Below are 19,254 nucleotides of genomic sequence, written 5' to 3'. Positions count from 1 at the left end.
CCGACGGCGGGGGCGGCAGCTGGTGGGCCGGCGGGGGAGACGGCGGCTCGGGCGGGCATCACGGGGGTCACCACTCCTGCGGAGGCGGCCACTCGTCCTGCGGAGGCGGGTCGTCCTGTGGGGGCGGCGGCGGATGCGGTGGAGGCAGCTGACACGGGGCAGCTGAGCTCAACCAGGGGGAACCGCATCCCCTCCCGTCACTCCGGTCGAGCACCCGTCGGGGCCCACGCCCCGGCGGGTGCTCGCGCGCTCCGGCGTACGCATGGCCGCCGTGGCGTACGCCGTGGTTGAACAGTTGAGCAGTGGAGCCCTCTGAGGGATGGAAACCGCACGAACTTGGGTAAAAACGCTGTGGTGGCGCCACCGTTCATGATTCCCTCTAAATCACCAACGCAGCCCCTCGGACGTCCCGCGGAACCCTTCTGACCTCCTGACTGGGCTGACCGGGCCGATCCCCCCATGTCGCCCGGGTGTGCCGGACCCCCACACCTCCCTTTCTTTGCGTGCTAGCGGAGCCGACCCATGCTCACGACCCTGAACACCTCATACACCGACACGCGCGCGGCCGACCTCGCCTGGGCCCTGGGGCGCGAGCCGCTTCCCGCACTGGCCACGCTCGACCTCGAACTGGCGGGGACCCAGCTTCAGTTGAGACTCCTCGGCGCCTCCCACCAGGTACTTCTGGAGGAGGAGCGGGGCCGCTGTTCGGAGACGGTGGCGTGCATCTCCGGCAGCAGCACCCCGCTGCCGCTCGGCGTCGCCAAGCGGGTGGGCGACTGGGAGTACGAGTTCGCGGCCCGCGTGGAAGTCCTCTCGCCGGGGTCGTTCGCGGGGCGCGCGCAGGAGTTGCTCGCGCTGGTCTCCGACCATCCGCACGGCCTGGCGGGCGTCTTCCCCGGCAGCCCGCACGCCTTCACCGCACTGCTGGCCCAGTGGCACGAGGGTCAGGTCCACTGGCGGACCTGGCACGCGTACCCGCAGGACGGGCAGTTGGTGGCGACGCGGACGAGGGTGGGCGCACGAGTGCCGACGAGCACTTCTCGGCGCCGGACGGCATCTTTCAGCCCGTCCGGCGTTTGACGGCCGCCAAACGTCCCACGCCGAATCGGCCAGCAGTTCCACACGTGTGGGTGACGAAGCGTGACTCCGCAGTGACGTAACGTCGCAGTCGTGATCGAACCGCACGCGCCGGCACCACCCGGCTCCCCGCCCCCCTGGGCGGGCCCGGCGCGGCTGCCCGTGCAGCCGGAAACCGGACGGTTCCTGGTGCTCGCGTGCGTGTTCGTCTGCGCGGCCTGCGGACTCGTGTACGAACTCGAACTCGTCGCCCTGGCCTCGTACTTGATCGGCGACTCGGTCACCCAGGCCTCGGTCGTCCTGTCCGTCATGGTCTTCGCGATGGGTATCGGCTCGCTCGCCGCGAAGCGGCTGCGCTGGCGTGCCGCGGCCGGCTTCGGCGCGATCGAGGCGACGCTCGCGCTCGTCGGCGGCTGCAGCGCGATGGCCCTGTACGCCGTCTTCGCGTGGACCGGCGACTGGGGCGGCCTGTGGGGTCCGCGCTGGCTCCTGGTCGCCTTCTCCCTGACCATCGGCCTGCTGATCGGCGCCGAGGTCCCCCTCCTCATGGAGCTGATCCAGCGCATCCGCCGCCAGGACGCGGGCGGCGCGGTGGCCGACCTGTTCGCGGCGGACTACGTCGGCGCGCTGGTCGGCGGCCTCGCCTTCCCCTTCCTTCTCCTGCCCCTCCTGGGCCAGTTGACCGGCGCCCTGATCACCGGCGCCGTCAACGCGATCGCGGGCGGCACCCTCGTCCTCGGCCTGTTCCGCCGCGACCTCACCCGCCGCGCCCGCTGGCTGCTGCTGATCGCCAACCTCACGGTGCTCGGCGTCCTCGCCTCCGCGGCCGTCCTGGTCGACGACTTCGAGCAGGCCGCACGGCACGCGGTGTACGGCAAGGACGTACGGGTGGCGCTGCAGACCGGCCACCAGGAGGTCGTCCTCACCGGCGGCACCGACGGCCGCCCCCTCGACCTCTTCCTCGACGGCCGTCTCAGGGTGAGCGGCCGCGACGAACGCCGCTACCACGAGGCGTTGGTCCACCCCGCGATGAACGGCCCGCACGCGCGCGTGCTCATCCTCGGCGGCGGCGACGGCCTGGCCGCGCGTGAGGTGCTGCGCCATGCCGGAGTGCGCCGGGTGGACGTCGTCGAACTCGACGCGGGCGTCGTCCGGTTGGCCCGCCGGGACCCCGCCCTGTCAAAGCTGAACGGCCACGCCTACGACGACCCACGCGTGCGCGTGACGACGGCCGACGCCTTCCGCTGGCTGCGCACGGCGCCCGTCTCGACGTACGACGTGGTGATCTCGGACCTCCCCGACCCGGGCATCACGGCCAGCACGAAGCTGTACTCCCAGGAGTTCTACGGCCTCGCCCGGCGCGCCCTCGCGCCCGGTGGCCGGCTGGTGGTGCACGCGGGCCCGTTCGCCACCCGCCCGCACGTGTTCTGGACGGTCGATGCAACGATGCGCGCCGCCGGCCTCCACACGGCCCCCTACCGCGTGGGCGGCCGGGACGCCGGCTTCGCAGCGGGTCCCGACCGCACGGCGGGCACGGCCCGCTCCCCGCGCGACTGGGGCTTCGTCCTGGCGTCCGCGGACACCCGCCCCCACCTGGGCCTGGACCCGTACGAGCCGCGTCTGCGCACCCTCACCCGGACGACCCTGGCGGCGGACGGCAGATCCGCCTCGGCCGCGCGCATCGACGGGCTGCCGGCGTCGACGCTGGTGCATCCGCGGTACTGAGCCGGACCACCGAGGGCGGGGACGCCGACGCGCGGTCACTTTCGACCAACCGGGGTGCGGGACCCGGGCTCCTGGGTAGGCTCGCGTGACATGGAGCATGAGGTGTTCGTTCCGGTTCCGGCCCAGCGGCTGAAGGAAACTCTCGCCGACCCGGCAAGGGTCGCCCGGGCGGTTCCCGGGCTTCAGCAGGACGCGGGCGCGGAGCCCGTCACCGGACGGCTGAAAGTGCGCGTCGGCAGCCACTCCGTCACCTACCGGGGCACCGTCCGCGTCACCCCGCGGGACGACGGTTCGTACGCCGCCGAGGGCGACGCCACCGAGGCCCGCGGCACCGGCTCGGTCAAGCTCGCCCTCACGCTCCGCGTCGAGGAGGCGGACGGCGGCTCCCGGCTGACCTTCGAGGGGACGGCCGCCGCGGACGGCCGGCTCACGGAGCTGCCGCCGGAGCAGGTCGTCTCGGCCGCGACCCGTCTGCTGAACCGTTTCGCGGAGAACCTGGCCGCGGCGGCGGAGCAGTCCGCGGAGTCCGAGCCCGAGGCCTCCGCGGAACCCGATCCGCTCGTCACCCAGGACTTCGAGCCCAAGGCGACCAGCGACTTCGACACGACCCCCGACGCCGAGGACGCCCCCGCCCCCGCCCCCGGGCCCGCGGAGCACACGTCGGTCTTCGAGACGGAGGTTCCCCCACCGTCCCTCGACCCGCGCGCCGAGGAGTCCGACGAACCCGGGACGCCCGAGGCGACCGGGACGCCCCGGGAACCCGAGGACGAGACGGCGCCCGAGCCCGCGGCCGCCGCACCGGCCCCCGACGACTTCACCGAAGCCCGGCAGCCCGCCGCCGAAGCGGCTCACGCCCGTCGCACGATGATCGGCCGCAGCGCGGAGGAGGTCGACCACGCCCCGCCGCGCGGCCGCTACGCCCCCGTCCCCGCCCCGCAGACGGTCTCCGCGGGCTCCTCCCTGCGCTGGGCGGCCCCGGCGGCGGCCCTCGTGCTCGCCTCGGCGATCGTCGTGGGCCGCGCTCTGCGCAAGCGCCACTGAGAGATGGCCGAGCGAGCCGTGGGAGGGGTGGACGGCGGTCTTGATCCGCCCCAGTAGGGTCGTCCCGTGAGTAACGAAGACATCACGCTGACCGCGGGCGACGCGGAGGTGACGGTGCAGCCGGGCAACGGCGGCCGGGTCTCAGGACTGCGCGTCGGCGGCACCGAACTGCTGCGGCAGGGCGACCGTTTCGGCTGCTTCCCGATGGTCCCCTGGTGCGGCCGGATCCGGGACGGCCGCTTCCGGGACGGCGTGACCGTCCACCAGATGCCGCTCAACTCCCCGCCGCACGCCATCCACGGCACCGTCCGGGACGGCGCCTGGCGCGCCGCGCGCGTGAACACCGACGAGGCGGTCATCACGTACGACCTGGTCGAGCCCTGGCCCTACACCGGCCGCGTCACCCAGCAGTTCGCCCTCACGCCGGACACCCTGACGCTGACGATGTCCGTGGAGACGTACGACTCGTCCTTCCCGGCGCAGATCGGCTGGCACCCGTGGTTCAACCGGAACCTCGGTGGCGAGGGTGCCGAGGACGCGCGGCTGGACTTCACGCCCGCCTGGCAGGAGGAGCGCGGCGAGGACCACCTGCCCACCGGCAACCGCGTCGACCCCCGCCCCGGCCCCTGGGACGACTGCTTCGGCATGCCCGGCGGCGTCGACGTCACCGTCACCTGGCCCGGACAGCTGGAATTGAAGGTCGCCAGCCGTGAGGAATGGGTCGTGGTGTACGACGAGCAGCGGGAGGCCGTGTGCGTGGAACCGCAGACCGGCCCGCCCGATGGCCTGAACACACTGCCCCGCACGGTCACCCCGCTGGAGCCCCTCGAAGCCGCGACCGTGTGGACTTGGCACCGCCTTTAAGCTGACAGGCATGACGGACGTACGTGGCGAGCTGCTGCAGCAGATCAAGGACAAGGCCGTGGTGCACGGCAAGGTGACCCTGTCGTCGGGTCTGGAGGCCGACTACTACGTCGACCTGCGCCGCATCACCCTCGACGGTGAGGCCGCCCCGCTGGTCGGGCAGGTGCTCCTGGACCTGACCGCGGACCTCGACTTCGACGCGGTGGGCGGTCTGACCATGGGCGCCGACCCGGTCGCGGCCAGCGTCCTGCACGCGGCCGCCGCGCGCGGCAAGCGGGTCGACGCCTTCGTCGTACGGAAGGCGGCCAAGGCGCACGGGCTGCAACGCCGCGTCGAGGGTCCGGACATCGCGGGCCGCCGGGTGCTGGTCGTCGAGGACACCTCCACCACCGGCGGCTCCCCGCTGACCGCGGTCGAGGCGGTGCGCGAGGCGGGCGCCGAGGTCGTCGCGGTGGCGACCATCGTCGACCGTGCGACGGGCGCCGCGGAGAAGATCCAGGAGGGTGCCGGAGTGCCGTACCTCTTCGCCTACTCCAAGGACGACCTGGGCCTCGACTGACTTGTCCACAGGGGGCCGTCCACAACCCGGACAGGGCGGGCAAAGCATCCGGCCAAGTCTGGAAAGATGGGCCCGACGATGACGTCACCCCCAAGGTCTAGGTCAGGGCCGTAGTACGCAGATCGCCAACCCGCACATACCAAGGAGCGGACAGATGCCCATCGCAACTCCCGAGGTCTACAACGAGATGCTGGACCGGGCGAAGGCAGGCAGGTTCGCCTACCCGGCGATCAACGTGACCTCGACCCAGACCCTGCACGCGGCCCTGCGCGGTTTCGCTGAGGCGGAGAGCGACGGCATCATCCAGATCTCCACGGGTGGCGCCGAGTTCCTGGGCGGTCAGTACAGCAAGGAGATGGTGACCGGCTCGGTCGCGCTGGCCGAGTTCGCGCACATCGTCGCCGAGAAGTACCCGGTGACGGTCGCCCTGCACACGGACCACTGCCCGAAGGACAAGCTCGACGGGTACGTACGTCCGCTGCTGGCCGTCTCCGAGGAGCGCGTCAAGGCCGGCCGCAACCCGCTGTTCCAGTCGCACATGTGGGACGGCTCCGCGGAGACCCTGGCCGACAACCTCTCCATCGCGCAGGAGCTCCTCGCCCGCGCCGCCGCCGCGAAGATCATCCTCGAGGTCGAGATCACCCCGACCGGTGGCGAGGAGGACGGCGTCTCGCACGAGATCAACGACTCCCTGTACACGACGGTCGACGACGCGATCCGTACGGTGGAGGCGCTCGGGCTCGGCGAGAAGGGCCGCTACCTGCTGGCCGCGTCCTTCGGCAACGTCCACGGCGTGTACAAGCCGGGCAATGTCGTCCTCCGTCCCGAGCTGCTGAAGGAGCTCAACGAGGGCGTCGCCGCCAAGTACGGCAAGCCCGCCTCTCCCGGCCCCTTCGACTTCGTCTTCCACGGCGGCTCCGGCTCCACGGAGGAGGAGATCGCCACCGCGCTGGACAACGGCGTCGTGAAGATGAACCTCGACACCGACACCCAGTACGCCTTCACCCGCCCGGTCGCGGACCACATGTTCCGCAACTACGACGGCGTCCTGAAGGTCGACGGCGAGGTCGGCTCCAAGAAGACCTACGACCCGCGCACCTGGGGCAAGCTGGCCGAGGCGAGCATGGCCAAGCGCGTGACCGAGGCTTGCGCCAACCTGCGTTCGACCGGCACGAAGATCAAGTAACCGGCGGTCGGCGACGTCGTCTAGCGAGCCCGGTGCTGCGGCGCCGGGCTCGCTGTTATACCTGGGTCATGCCCGACGTCCGGATCGCCTCCCCGCAGGGCAAGTGGATCCTGCTGACCACCGTGCTCGGCTCCAGCATGGCCCTGCTGGACTCGACCGTCGTCAACGTCGCCCTGCCGCGCATCGGCCGCGACCTGGGCGCCGACCTGGCCGCCCTCCAGTGGACGGTCAACGCGTACACGCTCACGCTCGCCGGGCTGATCCTCCTGGGCGGTTCGCTGGGCGACCAGTACGGCCGCCGCAAGATCTTCGTCATCGGCATCATCTGGTTCGCCGCGGCGTCCCTGCTGTGCGGGATCGCCCCGAACGCCGGTTTCCTCATCGCTGCTCGCGCCCTGCAGGGCATCGGAGGGGCGCTCCTCACGCCGGGTTCTCTGGCGTTGATCCAGGCGTCCTTCCACCCCGACGACCGGAGCAGAGCCGTCGGGGTGTGGTCGGGCTTCGGCGGCATCGGCGCCGCCGTCGGCCCGTTCCTGGGCGGCTGGCTGGTGGACGGCCCCGGCTGGCGCTGGATCTTCTTCCTCAACGTCCCACTGGCCCTGGTGTGCGCGCCCATCGCCGTACGCCACGTCCCCGAGTCGATGGACAACCGCACGCACGGCCGCTTCGACGTCCTGGGCGCGGTCCTCGGTGCCCTGTCGCTCGCGCTCGTCACCTACGCGCTGATCGAGGCCCAGCAGGGCTCCCTGATCGTGGCTGTCACCGCGGTCGCCGGAGTCGCGGCGGGCATCGCCTTCGTCCAGGTCGAGAAGCGCCGCCCGGACCCGATGATGCCGTTGGACATCTTCAAGTCCCGCCAGTTCACGGCGGTCAACCTCGTCACCCTGTGCGTGTACGCGGCTCTGGGCGGCTTCTTCTTCCTCACCGCCGTCCAGCTCCAGGTCGCCGTCGGCTGGTCGCCCCTCGGCGCCGGTACGGCCCTGCTGCCGGCGACCGTCCTGATGCTGCTGTTCTCGGCCCGCTCGGGCGCCCTCGCCGACCGCATCGGACCGCGCATCCCGCTCACGGTCGGCCCGCTGCTGTGCGCGGCCGGGATGCTGCTGATGCTGCGGGTCGGCCCGGGCGCCTCGTACCTGGCGGACGTCCTGCCCGCCGTGCTGGTCCTCGGCGCCGGTCTGGTCACCCTGGTCGCGCCGCTGACCGCCACCGTCCTCGCCTCCGTGGACACCTCGCGGGCGGGCCTGGCCAGCGGCATCAACAACGCGGCGGCCCGCGCGGCCGGCCTGATCGCGGTGGCCGCGCTGCCGCTGCTCGCCGGGATGGGCCCGGAGGCGTACCGCTCCCCGAGCGCCTTCAACGACGCCTTCCACCGGGCGATGCTCCTGTGCGCGGCCCTCCTGCTGATCGGCTCGGGCGTCGCCTTCGCGACCGTACGACCGCTGCCGCCGGGCTGCCGCCGCCCGGAGTGCCGTACCCATGGCTCCATCACGGCACCGCCCCTGGAGGGGGAGCGGGCGCGGAAGCGTATCTCCTGATCGCGCAGGCCCCCCGGGCTCCGCGTGCGCGGATGGCGCAAACTTGAGGGCATGACGATTCACGAGAACCTCCTCGGGGGCCCGCCCCCGACCCACCTCCCCGACGACCCCGCGCCCCGCGAGCTCCTGGCGAACGGCACCGCGCCCGCGGACGTCGCCGCCAAGTACCCGACGTCCTCGCTGGCCTGGGCCCAGCTGGCCGACGAGGCGTTCGAGCGGGGCAGCGTCGTGGAGTCGTACGCCTACGCCCGTACGGGCTACCACCGCGGCCTGGACTCCCTGCGCCGCAGCGGCTGGAAGGGGCACGGCCCGGTGCCCTGGGAGCACGAGCCGAACCGCGGCTTCCTGCGCGCCCTGCACGCCCTCGCCCGCGCCGCGGGGTCGATCGGCGAGCAGGAGGAGTACGAGCGCTGCAGCCAGTTCCTGAAGGACTCCTCGCCGACGGCGGCCCAGACGCTGGGCTGAGCTATCCCGACGGGTTTGTGCAGGTCCGCCTGGTGTGACCGGGCGGACCTTGCGGTTTCGGGGGACGATTGTGGAGGATGCCCGGTGGGGACCGGGGCCCCCGTGTCGATAACGGCAGGGGCGGACCGCTACCCGGAGAACATTGCAGGAGACCGCGATGTCCCACCAGGCTCAGCCGACCGAGGCTCAGGAGCCCGAGACCCCGCATCTCGACTTCCAGGGAACGACCCCGTACGAGGACTACGTCCAGGCGGACGTCCTCACCCACCTCCAGCACACCCTCTCCGACGACCCTGGAGAGATGGTCTTCCTGGTCACGACCCAGGTGATGGAGCTGTGGTTCACCGTCATCGTCCACGAGTGGGAGACCGCGACGCGGGCCCTGCGGGAGGACCGGGTGCCGGTGGCGATCGACGCTCTCAAGCGCTCCGTACGGGAGCTGGAGGCGCTGAACGCCTCCTGGAAGCCGCTCGGACAGCTCACCCCGGCCCAGTTCAACTCGTACCGCTCCGCCCTCGGCGAGGGCTCCGGCTTCCAGTCGGCGATGTACCGCCGCATGGAGTTCCTGCTCGCCGAGAAGTCCGCGTCCATGCTCGTCCCGCACCGCGGCGCCCCGCGCGTCCACGCCGAGCTGGAAAAGGCGCTGCACGAGCCGAGCCTGTACGACGAGGTGCTGGCGCTGATGGCGCGGCGCGGCTGCGCGATCCCCGCGTCCGTGCTGCGGCGCGACGTCTCGCGGCGCTACGAGCCCTCGGAGGCGGTGGAGGCGGCCTGGACCGCGATCTACGCCGGCGACGAGAACGCCGAACTCGCCCGCCTGGGCGAGGCGTTGACCGACGTCGCCGAGCTGGTGTGGCGATGGCGCAACGACCACCTCGTCGCCACCCGCCGCGCGATGGGCGCCAAGGCCGGCACCGGCGGCTCGGCGGGCGTGGCCTGGCTGGAGAAGCGCGCGCAGAAGAACGTGTTCCCCGAGCTGTGGACGGCGAGGTCCCATGTCTGAAGTGACCTTGCGCGCGGACGAGTTGGACTCCGCCGACGAACTGGCCGGGCTGCGCAAGCAGTTCGTGCTCGACGAGGTGGTCTACCTCGACGGGAACTCGCTCGGCGCGCTGCCGGCCGCGGTCCCGGGGCGGGTGAAGGACGTCGTACGGCGTCAGTGGGGCGAGTTGCGCATCCGCTCCTGGGACGAGAGCGGCTGGTGGACGGCGCCCGAGCGGATCGGCGACCGGATCGCGCCGCTGGTCGGCGCGGCGGCGGGGCAGATCGTCGTCGGCGACTCCACAAGTGTCAACGTTTTCAAGGCACTTGTGGGCGCGGTACGGCTCGCGAAGCTCTCCGACGGTGACCGGAACGAGGTCGTCGTCGACGCCACGACCTTCCCCACGGACGGGTACATCGCCGAATCGGCGGCCCGGATGACGGGGTGCACGCTGCGTCCCGTGACTCCCGCCGAGGTGCCGGGCGCGCTGTCCGGTCGTACGGCCGCCGTCCTGCTCAACCACGTCGACTACCGCACCGGCAGACTGCACGACCTGCCCGGCCTCACGGCCGCCGTGCACGCGGCGGGCGCGGTGGCCGTCTGGGACCTGTGCCACAGCGCGGGCGCGCTGCCGGTCGGGCTGGACGAGCACGGGGTCGACCTGGCGGTCGGCTGCACGTACAAATACCTGAACGGAGGCCCGGGTTCACCGGCGTACCTCTATGTGCGCGGCGATCTGCAGGACCGCTTCGACTCCCCGCTGCCCGGCTGGAACTCCCACGCGGAGCCCTTCGGAATGCGGTCCGACTACGAACCGGCCGCGGGTGCGCTCCGGGGACGGGTCGGCACTCCGGACATCCTCTCCATGCTCGCCCTGGAGGCGGCACTCGAGGTCTGGGACGGGGTCGCGATCGAGGCGGTGCGGGCCAAGTCCCTCGCGCTGACGGACTTCTTCCTGGAGTGTGTGCGGGAGTACGCGCCGGCGGGCCGGGTGGAGTCGCTGACTCCGGTCGCCCACGAGGAGCGCGGAAGCCAGGTGGCGCTGCGGTGCGAGGACGCCGGGGACGTCATGAAGCGGCTGATCGAGCGGGGGGTGGTCGGGGACTTCCGGCACCCGGACGTCCTCCGGTTCGGATTCACGCCGCTGTACGTCGGGTTCGGGGACGTGGAGCGGGCGGCCCGGGTGCTCGGGGAGACCCTCGCCGGGTAGCTCGCGGGGCTTGTGGTGCGGGCCGGGCAGGCTGCGGTACTGCCCGGCCCGCGCGCCACAGAACCGTTTCCCCCTGACCGAGCGTCACATCCCCGTGTCGGCGCACGTCACGGGCCTGGTACCGTCCCCGCCAACGGCCGATTTCTCACCTGGTCCGCCACACCCTCCCCCAGTGCTGAAAGCCTGGGAGGTGCCCCCATCGTCGCTGAGAGGTTGGAGCATGCCGGACGACGCCGCAGCAGCCCGGGCCGCCGCCGAAGAGGAGTCGGCCTTCGCGCATCCGGCGGTCGATCCCGACTCCACCGCCGCGTACGGTGACCACCCCGATCAGCTGATCGACTTCTACGCCCCGCGCGTCGACGTCTCCCCCGGCGGCCTCGCCCCGCTGGTCGTCGTCCTGCACGGGGGTGCGTGGCGGGCGGCGTACGACCGCCGGCACATCTCCCCGTTCGCGGACTTCCTGGCCCGGCGGGGGTTCGCCGTGGCCAGTGTCGAGTACCGGCGGGGGAGTGCGATCCCGGCCCAGGGCGGCGGGGGCGGCCCGTTGGCGGGACGGTGGCCGGAGACCTTCGACGACGTCGCGGCCGCACTGGACGCGCTGCCCGCGCTCGTGCGCGAGGCGCTTCCGCAGTGCGACCCGCGCCGCATGGTGATCACCGGGCACTCGGCCGGCGGCCACCTCGCCCTGTGGGCGGCGGCCCGCCATCTGCTGCCCGACGACGCCCCCTGGCGCCTCGACCGCCCCGCGCCCCTGCGCGGAGTCGTCGCGCTGGCCCCGATCGCCGACTTCGAGGTCGCCGACAAGCTGAACGTGTGCAGCGGGGCCGCGCGCCAACTGCTGGGCGGCGACGAGAAGTTCGCCGAGCGCCGTCCGTACGCCGACCCGTCGCTCCTGCTCCCCTCCGGCATCGCGACCACCCTGGTCCAGGGCCGCACGGACGTCGACGTCCCGCAGGCGGTCGCCGAGTCGTACGCGGACGCGGCGGCGAAGGCCGGCGAGGTGGTGGGCTTCACGCTCCTGGAGGACGTCGGGCACTTCCCGCTGATCGACCCGGTGGCGGACGCGTGCGCGGTGGTGGCGGAGGAGATCGCACAACTGGCGTGGTGAGACGGCCCACCGGCTCGGTGCACTGCCTCGTCCACTGACGTGGTGAGCTGCCCTCCACCGGTGCGATGAGCTGCCGTCCACCGGTGTGGTGCGCCGCCCTTTCATACCCGTAATACCTGAGAGCTACGTCGCAGGTGAGCTCCCTGGCATGACGCGGACGACGAGTCACGGTCCGTAACTTCCCTATCAGACAAGCCCGATGGCCGGGCGGACTGGAAGGGACGACGACCATGGGGCTCGAGACGGTGGCGGTTGCGGAGCGGACCGCGGCGGCGGCTCAGGCGAGCGAGGAGCGCGGGAACGACGAGAACAAGGGGCGCCGTGTCGGCAGATGGCGTCGGGGGCTCATCGCCGCGTTGATCACCGGCGCCGTCGTGATCCCTCTCTCCGCCGCCACCCGGCCGGAGATCCCCGCCCCGGCCCCGGCCGCCCTCGCCCCCCTCACGGCGGCCACGCTGGACGAGGCGTACGCGGCCAACCGCGCCAACGCGGCGGAGGCGTCCCGGATGGCCGCCGCCCACGGCGACGACAAGCGTGCCGCGGCGGACCGCGCCATGGCCGACCCCTCCCGCCGCTTCCTCTCCTTCGACGGCCGCGGCGCGGGGCAGGCGACGGAGGTCTTCGGCGACCTCGCCCACGCCGACCGCATCGCGGTCCTGGTCCCGGGCTCCGACACCTCCATCGACACCTACGACCGCTTCCGCGCGGGCGCCCTCGCCCTGCACCAACGCCTCGTACGGGAGGCCCCCGAGGGCACCCGCACCGCGGTCGTGGCCTGGCTGGGATACAGGACACCGGGCACGATCAGCGCCACCGTCCTCACGGCGGACCGCGCCGAGCAGGCGGCCCCGCACCTGCGCGAGTTCATCGGCGAACTGCGCCGCACAGCAGGCCGAAAGGCGCACATCTCCCTGCTCTGCCACTCCTACGGCACGGTGGTCTGCGGCCGCGCGGCCGCAGACCCGGACGTGGCCGACATAGCCCTCGTCGGCAGCCCCGGCACGGGCGTCGACTCGGCGGCGGCCCTGCACACACGGGCCCGCGTCTGGGCGGCCCGCGGCGGTGACGACTGGATCGAGGAGGTGCCGCACGTCCGGGCCGACCTGTTCGGCGCGACCGTCGGCTTCGGCACCGACCCCGTATCACCGGCCTTCGGCGCGCAGGTCTTCGCGGCGGGCACCGGCGGCCACAGCGACTACTTCAGGCCGGGCTCGGTCGCCCTGGCCAACCTCACCCGGATCGTCCTGGGCGACACGAAGGAGGTGACCCGTGCGTGAGTCGAGCGTGCGCCGCGCGTGGGACGGCATACGACAGGGCGCCGACCGGATCGACACCGCGACTCCGGCGGACCGGGACCGGGCCGTGGACGCCCTGCGCGCCCTGGCCATCCTGGGTGTGGTCCTGGGCCACTGGCTGGTGACGGCCCTGGTGGCGGACGGCGGCACCCTGCACGCCTCGAGCCCCCTCCAGCACATGCCGTGGCTGGCCCCGATCTCCTGGGCCTTCCAGACCCTGGCCGTGTTCTTCCTGGTGGGCGGCCATGTGGCGACCCGCGGTTATGTGGCGGCCCGGGCCCAGGGGACGCCGTACGGGGATTGGCTGACGGCCCGTCTGTCGAGGCTGTTCAAACCGGTGGCCGCGGTCCTGGCTCTCTGGACGATCGCCGCGACGGCCCTGCTCCTGTCGGGCGCGGAGTTCGAGACGATCCGCACGCTGGTCAGACTGGCGCTCTCCCCCCTCTGGTTCCTGATGGTCTTCGCGGCCCTGACGGCGGCGACCCCGTTGCTCACCCGACTCAACCCCCTCTGGCCGTTGGCCGTCGTCCTCCATGTGGACCTTCTCCGTTTCGGCCTGGGCGCCCCGCAGGGCCTCGGCTGGGTGAACCTGGCGGCGGGCTGGCTGGTGCCGTACACCCTGGGCGCGGCCTGGACCCGCGGCGAGCTGGACAGCCGCCGTGCGGGCTGGATCCTGCTCGCCGGAGGTACGGCGGCCACGGCCGCGCTGGTCGCCTTCGCGGGGTACCCGGCCTCGATGGTCGGCGTGCCCGGGGAGACCGTCTCGAACCTCAACCCGCCGACCCTGGCCGCGGTCGCCTTCGGCCTGGCCCAGTGCGGCCTGGCCCTGCTCCTGCGCGACCGCCTGCGCCGCGCGATGCGGCGTCCCCTGGCCTGGGCGGCGGTGGCCTTCGTGAACCTCTCCGCGATGACGATCTTTCTCTGGCACCAGACGGCGCTGATGGCGACCACGGCCACCGGCCTCCTGGCGGGCCGCCTCCCCGGTCTGCACACGTCCCCCGACCACCTCGTCTGGGTGGCGTTCCGACTGGCCTGGCTCCCCGTCTTCGCCCTGTCCCTCACGGCCTGTTGGGCGGCCTTCCACGGCTACGAACGCCGGGGCCCGCGCCGGAAGTTCGCCCGTCGCTCCCGGGTGATCCGCGCCCATCGCCGCCCGGAGGAGACGCGAGCAAGGCTGGTCCATCGTGCCTAGGGTTGGCCGCGTGACGGAAACGGGGATGCAGCGGGTGCTCGCCGGCCGCGTCCTGCGCTGGCTGCGCGTGCTGGGCGAGGACCTGACGACGGTCCGCGCGGACCCGTTGCCCGCCTCCACCTGGCTGCGCTGGCTGCCGCACGGCGTGCTGTGCCTGGCGGCGTTCGGCATCACGCTCGGCGGCACGGCGCAGCTCCAGGACAACGGACATCTGGGTCTGTGGGGCTTCCTCATCGCGCTCGCGCAGGGCGGCGCGGTGGTCCTCGCGATGTGGCGGCCGATCCCGGCGTGGTGGCTGTCGACGGGCGCCATGGTGACGGGCGCCCTCATGATGCACGGCAAGCTGGGCATGGAGCAGGGGATCGTGTTCACCTGGCCCTGGACCGCGTCCGGGATCATCGCGCACCTGCTTGTGTTGCTGCTGCTCGCGCTGCGGGTCCGCACTCGTGTGTCCGCGGAGGCGCTGGTCCTGACCGCCCTGATCACCTACCTGTTCGAGGGTGTGTGGGGTGCGGTGCGCTACCAGCCCACTGGGGCGCTCACCGTCGCCCTGTCCGCGGTCGTCGTGGTGCTCGGCATCGCGCTGCGCGGCCGCCGCGAGGCGCGCGTGGAGCTGGGCCGGCAGACCACGATCACCGCTGAGGAGCGGGCGCGGCGCACCCTGCTGGAGGAGCGCAACCGCATCGCGCGCGAGCTGCACGACGTGGTCGCCCATCACATGTCCGTCATCTCCATCCAGGCACAGGTCGCCCCCCACCTCGTCGAGAACCCGCCCGACGAGCTCAAGGACAACCTCGAGGGCATCCGGCACAACGCGCTGGAGGCGCTGACCGAACTGCGCCGGGTGCTGGGCGTGCTGCGCTCGGAGGACCCCGGCACGCGGGACTCCCTCGACGGCGCCGGCAACGGCCCGCACACCCCGCAGCCCACCCTCGACCGGCTCGACGCGCTCGTCGAGAACACCCGGGCCGCGGGTCTGACCGTGACCCTCGAGGTCGCCGGCGAGCGGCAGCCGCTGCCGCCCGGGGTGGAGCTGTCGGCGTACCGGATCGTGCAGGAGGCGCTGAGCAACGTCCTGCGCCACGCACCCGGCGCGAGGGCTCGCGTCGAAGTCGCCTACTACCGCGGCGGGTTGACCGTGGAGATCGTCAACTCGCGGCCGAGCCGGACCGCTCCGGCGTCGCCGGGCGCGGGGCACGGGCTGCTCGGCATGCGGGAGCGGGTCGCGATGCTCGACGGGGCCCTGTCGGCACACCCCCTGTCGGACGGGGGCTACCAGGTCTCCGCGTTCATCCCGGTGCCCGCACGCGCCGACGGCCCGGACCCCGACGACGGTCCGGACGCCGACGACGGCCTGTACTCCGACGGCGGCTCGGCCCCCGCCTCCGCCACCCACCCGAAGGACGACACCGCATGACGAGCAGCCCCATCCGCGTACTGATCGCCGACGACCAGCAGATGGTTCGGCAGGGCTTCACCGTGCTGCTCAACACCAAGCCGGACATCGACGTGATCGGCCAGGCGGTGGACGGCCTGGACGCCGTCGCCAAGGTCGCCGAACTCGCCCCGGACGTCGTCCTCATGGACATCCGCATGCCCGAGCTGGGCGGCATCGAGGCCACCCGCCGCATCACCGACGAGACACCCCACATCAAGGTGCTGGTGCTCACCACCTTCGACCTCGACGAGTACGTGTACGAGGCGCTGCGCGCGGGAGCGTCCGGGTTCCTTCTGAAGGACGCCTCGGCGGACCAGCTGGCCGAGGCGGTGAGGGTGGTGGCGGCGGGCGACGCGCTGCTCGCACCGGGCATCACCCGACGGCTGATCGCCGAGTTCTCACGCCTGGACGGCAAACCCCGCGCCCCGCTCAAGGAACGCGTCGGCGACCTGACCGAGCGCGAGACGGAGGTCCTGGCGCTCATCGCGCAGGGTCTGTCGAACGCGGAGATCGCCGAGAACCTGGTCGTCGCCGAGCAGACCGTGAAGACCCACGTGGGCCGCATCCTGGTGAAACTGGGCCTACGGGACCGCACGCAGGCGGCGGTGTTCGCGTACGAGTCGGGGCTGGTGCGTCCGTCCGGCTACTGAACCGGACGTCCCTGTGGCCTTCTCCGCGGATGCTGCTTCGGCTCTCTCCCCGGGCAGAGTGCCTCCGGCCTTCTGCCCGGGAGCTCCTCCGGTCCCTCCCCCCGCACCCCGCCCTACCCGTAGTACCTGAGAGGGAGGTCGAAGGACCCTTCTCACTGGTGACGACCGGGACCCCCGGTTGCGCCTACCGTTTTCCTGTGACCGAGAAGACCCACACGCAGTCGACGCCGCCGGAGCCGCCGGAGAGTGCGTTCGAGCCGTACCAGCCGCGCAGTCCGGAGTTCCGGGCGGCCGTGGAAGCCCTGCGTGGGCTGCGGCAGGATCTGTTCCACGACGCCTTCCTCTACCGCCCGCTGCCCCGCTCGGGTGTCAACGGCCGGTTCACCCGCCGGCTGTCGGGCCGGATGCGTGAGTACGCGACCTGGGGGCCGCACGCCCTGATCGTGGCGGCCGGCCTGCTCACGATGCTCATCGCGTCGGACAGCGCATCCGAGGGCGCGGGCACCAACACGTACCTCGGTCTGTTCTCCCTGGCCCCGGTCCTGCTGACCATGGTGCGACCGGTCGGCGCGTTCTGGCTGTCGATGATCGCGACCCCGGTCTCCTCCGTGCTGGCCGGCGGCTGGGACGACGAGTGGCCTTGGCTGGCCGGCAGCTTCGCCTGCCAGCTGTTCGTGCTCACGATCGTGGCGATACGTACCAGGCCGCGCACGGCGGCGTGGATGTGGGCGCTGACAGCGGTGTACGGCATCGGGGCGGAGAGCGCGTTCTCCGGCGGCCACTACTTCGGCTCGAACACCATGGAGCTGCTGTTCGTCTCCGCCATGGCCCTCCTCGCCGTCACCGTCTGGCACATCCGCCGCGATGCCCGGCAGGAGGTGAGTGCCCAGCAGACGGTGACCGCGCACGAGCGTTCCCGGCGCACGCTCCTGGAGGAGCGCACGACGATCGCCCGCGAGCTGCACGACGTGGTCGCGCACCACATGTCGGTCGTCGCCATCCAGGCGGAGGCGGCCCCCTACCGGGTGGAGAACCCGCCGCCGGAGCTGGAGCGCGCCTTCGTCACCATCCGGGAGAACGCGGTGGCGGCGCTCACCGAACTGCGCCGGGTCCTGGGTGTGGTCCGCGCCGAGGACTACGAGGCCCCGGACGCCCCGCAGCCCACCCTCGCCGACCTGGACGGGCTGCTCGCCAATGTGCGGGACGCGGGCCTGGGCGTCGACAAGGTGGTGACCGGAGCGGTGCGTGAACTCCCGCAGGGCGTCGAGCTGTCGGCGTACCGCATCGTCCAGGAGGCGCTGAGCAACAGCCTGCGGCACGCGCCGGGTGCGGGCGCCCGCGTCGAGATCGGATATGTTCTCGGCGGCCTGGGCCTGCGCATAGTCAACGGCCCACCCCCCGAGCCGAGCCTGGTCAAGCCCTCGCCGGGCGCCGGCCACGGCATCACGGGGATGCGGGAGCGCGTCTCGATGCTGAACGGCGAGATGACGGCGGCCCGGACGGACGAGGGAGGCTATGAGGTGGCGGTGTTCCTGCCGGTCGCCGGTGTGACGGAGGGGGAGGCATGACCATCCGCGTCCTGATCGCGGACGACCAGATGATGGTGCGCGAGGGCTTCTCGGTCCTGCTGAACGCGATGCCGGACATCGAGGTCGTGGGGGAGGCGGTCAACGGGCGCGAGGCGGTCGACCGGGTCCGCGAACTGGCCCCCGACGTGGTCCTGATGGACATCCGCATGCCCGAGCTGAACGGCATAGAGGCGACCCGGGAGATCGTGGCCGCCGACAGCCCGTCGAAGGTGCTGGTGCTCACCACCTTCGACCTCGACGAGTACGTGTACCAGGCGCTGCGCGCGGGTGCCTCCGGCTTCCTCCTCAAGGACGCCTCGGCACGCCAACTGGCGGATGGCGTCAGGGTGGTGGCCTCCGGTGAGGCACTCCTCGCGCCTTCCGTGACGAAGCGGCTGATCACGGAGTTCTCGAAGCTGTCGACGGCCCCCCGCCTGATGCAGTCCGCGCAGGGGACGTACGGCGATCTGACCGAGCGCGAGACGGAGGTGCTGGTGCTGATCGCCCAGGGGCTGTCGAACGCGGAGATCGCCGAGCGGCTGGTGGTCGCCGAGTCGACGATCAAGACCCATGTCAGCCGGATCCTGGTGAAGCTGGGGCTGAGGGACCGGACGCAGGCAGCGGTGTTCGCGTACGAGGCGCGGCTGGTGACGCCGGGCTAACCGGCCGATGCCGGCTGGGAAGGCACCGCCTCGCGTGGTGGAGAGCCGACGAGCGAGGACTCGTGCACGGCGAACACGGCGTCACACCGGTCGCGGACACCGGCGTCGTGGGTCGCGATGACCACGGCACATCCGCCCTCGCTCATCTCACGGAGAAGGTCGACGACCAGGGTGGTGTTGGCATCGTCGAGAGCGCCGGTCGGCTCGTCCGCGAGCACCAGGGCCGGCTGCTGGATCACGAGACGGGCCAGCGCCACGCGCTGCTGTTCTCCACCGCTGAGGTGGTGGATCTTCTCCTTCCCCCGCCCCGCCAGACCGACACGGTCGAGTGCCTCGGCGATGACCGTGCCGGCTTTGCCCTTCAACGGCCGCCGCGGCTTGGCGACCACTTCCAGGTTCTCGTCGACCGTCGCATTCTCGATCAGGGCGTAGTGCTGAAACAGATAGCCGAGCGTGTCGCGGCGGAACCGGAGGATCTCCCGCCGTCCGAACCGGGTGATGTCGCTTCCTTCGTAGCGAATCGCTCCGCCGCTCGGACGGTCGAGCAGCCCGAGGCAGTTGAGAAGGGTCGACTTTCCCGATCCGCTGGGGCCGACAAGGGCCAGCATTTCACCTCGGTTGACGGTGAGGTTGACCTCGCGCCACAGGGTCCGGGCGCCGAAGGTCTTCGACAGATTCTCGACAGCGATCACAACAA

The 19,254-nt window shown here is 72.2% G+C and carries 18 protein-coding genes; 17 read left to right on the top strand and 1 reads right to left on the bottom strand.

Going from position 1 to position 19,254, the window contains the following annotated elements; translation table 11 throughout:
• The first annotated feature begins 522 nt into the window (after positions 1-522).
• The 17 genes from OG303_RS23895 to OG303_RS23815 all read left to right on the top strand — a co-directional run bounded on the left by OG303_RS23895 (position 523) and on the right by OG303_RS23815 (position 18,557).
• Complete coding sequence (locus OG303_RS23895; RefSeq protein WP_405870737.1) at positions 523-1,080, top strand: DUF2617 family protein; 558 nt, start codon at positions 523-525, stop codon at positions 1,078-1,080.
• Between the two features lie 90 nt (positions 1,081-1,170).
• Positions 1,171-2,802 (top strand): polyamine aminopropyltransferase, encoded by a 1,632-nt coding sequence (locus tag OG303_RS23890; RefSeq protein WP_405870736.1) that lies wholly within the window; start codon positions 1,171-1,173, stop codon positions 2,800-2,802.
• A gap of 90 nt (positions 2,803-2,892) precedes the next feature.
• Positions 2,893-3,843 (top strand): SRPBCC domain-containing protein, encoded by a 951-nt coding sequence (locus tag OG303_RS23885; RefSeq protein WP_405870735.1) that lies wholly within the window; start codon positions 2,893-2,895, stop codon positions 3,841-3,843.
• Positions 3,844-3,909: 66 nt separating this feature from the next.
• Positions 3,910-4,707, top strand: a complete 798-nt coding sequence (locus tag OG303_RS23880) for an aldose 1-epimerase (RefSeq protein ID WP_405870734.1) — start codon at positions 3,910-3,912, stop codon at positions 4,705-4,707.
• 10 nt (positions 4,708-4,717) lie between these two features.
• Entirely contained in the window at positions 4,718-5,266 is a 549-nt protein-coding gene (gene pyrE / locus OG303_RS23875; RefSeq protein WP_405870732.1) for an orotate phosphoribosyltransferase, read from the top strand.
• A gap of 154 nt (positions 5,267-5,420) precedes the next feature.
• The gene (gene fbaA / locus OG303_RS23870; RefSeq protein ID WP_405870731.1) at positions 5,421-6,452 is read left to right on the top strand and encodes a class II fructose-bisphosphate aldolase; all 1,032 of its coding nucleotides are present in this window, start codon (positions 5,421-5,423) and stop codon (positions 6,450-6,452) included.
• Positions 6,453-6,520: 68 nt separating this feature from the next.
• The gene (locus OG303_RS23865; RefSeq protein ID WP_405870729.1) at positions 6,521-7,987 is read left to right on the top strand and encodes an MFS transporter; all 1,467 of its coding nucleotides are present in this window, start codon (positions 6,521-6,523) and stop codon (positions 7,985-7,987) included.
• A 51-nt stretch (positions 7,988-8,038) separates the two neighbouring features.
• Positions 8,039-8,452, top strand: coding sequence for a DUF3151 domain-containing protein (locus OG303_RS23860; protein WP_405870728.1), 414 nt, complete (start codon positions 8,039-8,041; stop codon positions 8,450-8,452).
• Positions 8,453-8,609: 157 nt separating this feature from the next.
• Entirely contained in the window at positions 8,610-9,455 is an 846-nt protein-coding gene (locus OG303_RS23855; RefSeq protein ID WP_405870726.1) for a tryptophan 2,3-dioxygenase family protein, read from the top strand.
• Complete coding sequence (kynU, locus tag OG303_RS23850; protein ID WP_405870725.1) at positions 9,448-10,644, top strand: kynureninase; 1,197 nt, start codon at positions 9,448-9,450, stop codon at positions 10,642-10,644. Before OG303_RS23855 ends, kynU begins: the two co-directional genes overlap by 8 nt.
• Before the next feature lie 220 nt (positions 10,645-10,864).
• Complete coding sequence (locus tag OG303_RS23845) at positions 10,865-11,752, top strand: alpha/beta hydrolase (protein WP_405870724.1); 888 nt, start codon at positions 10,865-10,867, stop codon at positions 11,750-11,752.
• Positions 11,753-11,982: 230 nt separating this feature from the next.
• Positions 11,983-13,029 carry an alpha/beta hydrolase gene (locus OG303_RS23840; RefSeq protein ID WP_405870723.1) on the top strand — a complete coding sequence of 349 codons (1,047 nt, stop codon included), beginning with the start codon at positions 11,983-11,985 and terminating at the stop codon, positions 13,027-13,029.
• A complete protein-coding gene (locus tag OG303_RS23835; RefSeq protein ID WP_405870722.1) occupies positions 13,022-14,239 on the top strand; it encodes an acyltransferase in 1,218 nt (405 codons plus the stop codon). Before OG303_RS23840 ends, OG303_RS23835 begins: the two co-directional genes overlap by 8 nt.
• On the top strand, positions 14,232-15,656 hold the full coding sequence (locus tag OG303_RS23830; RefSeq protein WP_405870721.1) for a sensor histidine kinase: 1,425 nt from the start codon (positions 14,232-14,234) through the stop codon (positions 15,654-15,656). The genes OG303_RS23835 and OG303_RS23830 overlap by 8 nt, the downstream gene beginning before the upstream one ends.
• Positions 15,653-16,327: a response regulator gene (locus OG303_RS23825; protein ID WP_405870720.1), complete on the top strand. Its 675-nt coding sequence runs from the start codon at positions 15,653-15,655 to the stop codon at positions 16,325-16,327. The genes OG303_RS23830 and OG303_RS23825 overlap by 4 nt, the downstream gene beginning before the upstream one ends.
• 197 nt (positions 16,328-16,524) lie before the next feature.
• The gene (locus OG303_RS23820; RefSeq protein WP_405870718.1) at positions 16,525-17,895 is read left to right on the top strand and encodes a sensor histidine kinase; all 1,371 of its coding nucleotides are present in this window, start codon (positions 16,525-16,527) and stop codon (positions 17,893-17,895) included.
• Complete coding sequence (locus OG303_RS23815; RefSeq protein ID WP_405870717.1) at positions 17,892-18,557, top strand: response regulator; 666 nt, start codon at positions 17,892-17,894, stop codon at positions 18,555-18,557. The genes OG303_RS23820 and OG303_RS23815 overlap by 4 nt, the downstream gene beginning before the upstream one ends.
• Here the strand turns inward: OG303_RS23815 and OG303_RS23810 are convergent.
• Entirely contained in the window at positions 18,554-19,249 is a 696-nt protein-coding gene (locus OG303_RS23810; protein ID WP_405870716.1) for an ABC transporter ATP-binding protein, read from the bottom strand. The two genes, OG303_RS23815 and OG303_RS23810, sit on opposite strands and share 4 nt — an antisense overlap.
• Positions 19,250-19,254 lie beyond the last annotated feature (5 nt).

The sequence above is a fragment of the Streptomyces sp. NBC_00005 genome, from assembly GCF_045160215.1.
Lineage (GTDB): Bacteria > Actinomycetota > Actinomycetes > Streptomycetales > Streptomycetaceae > Streptomyces.
This window is presented reverse-complemented; position numbering and strand designations above follow the sequence as displayed.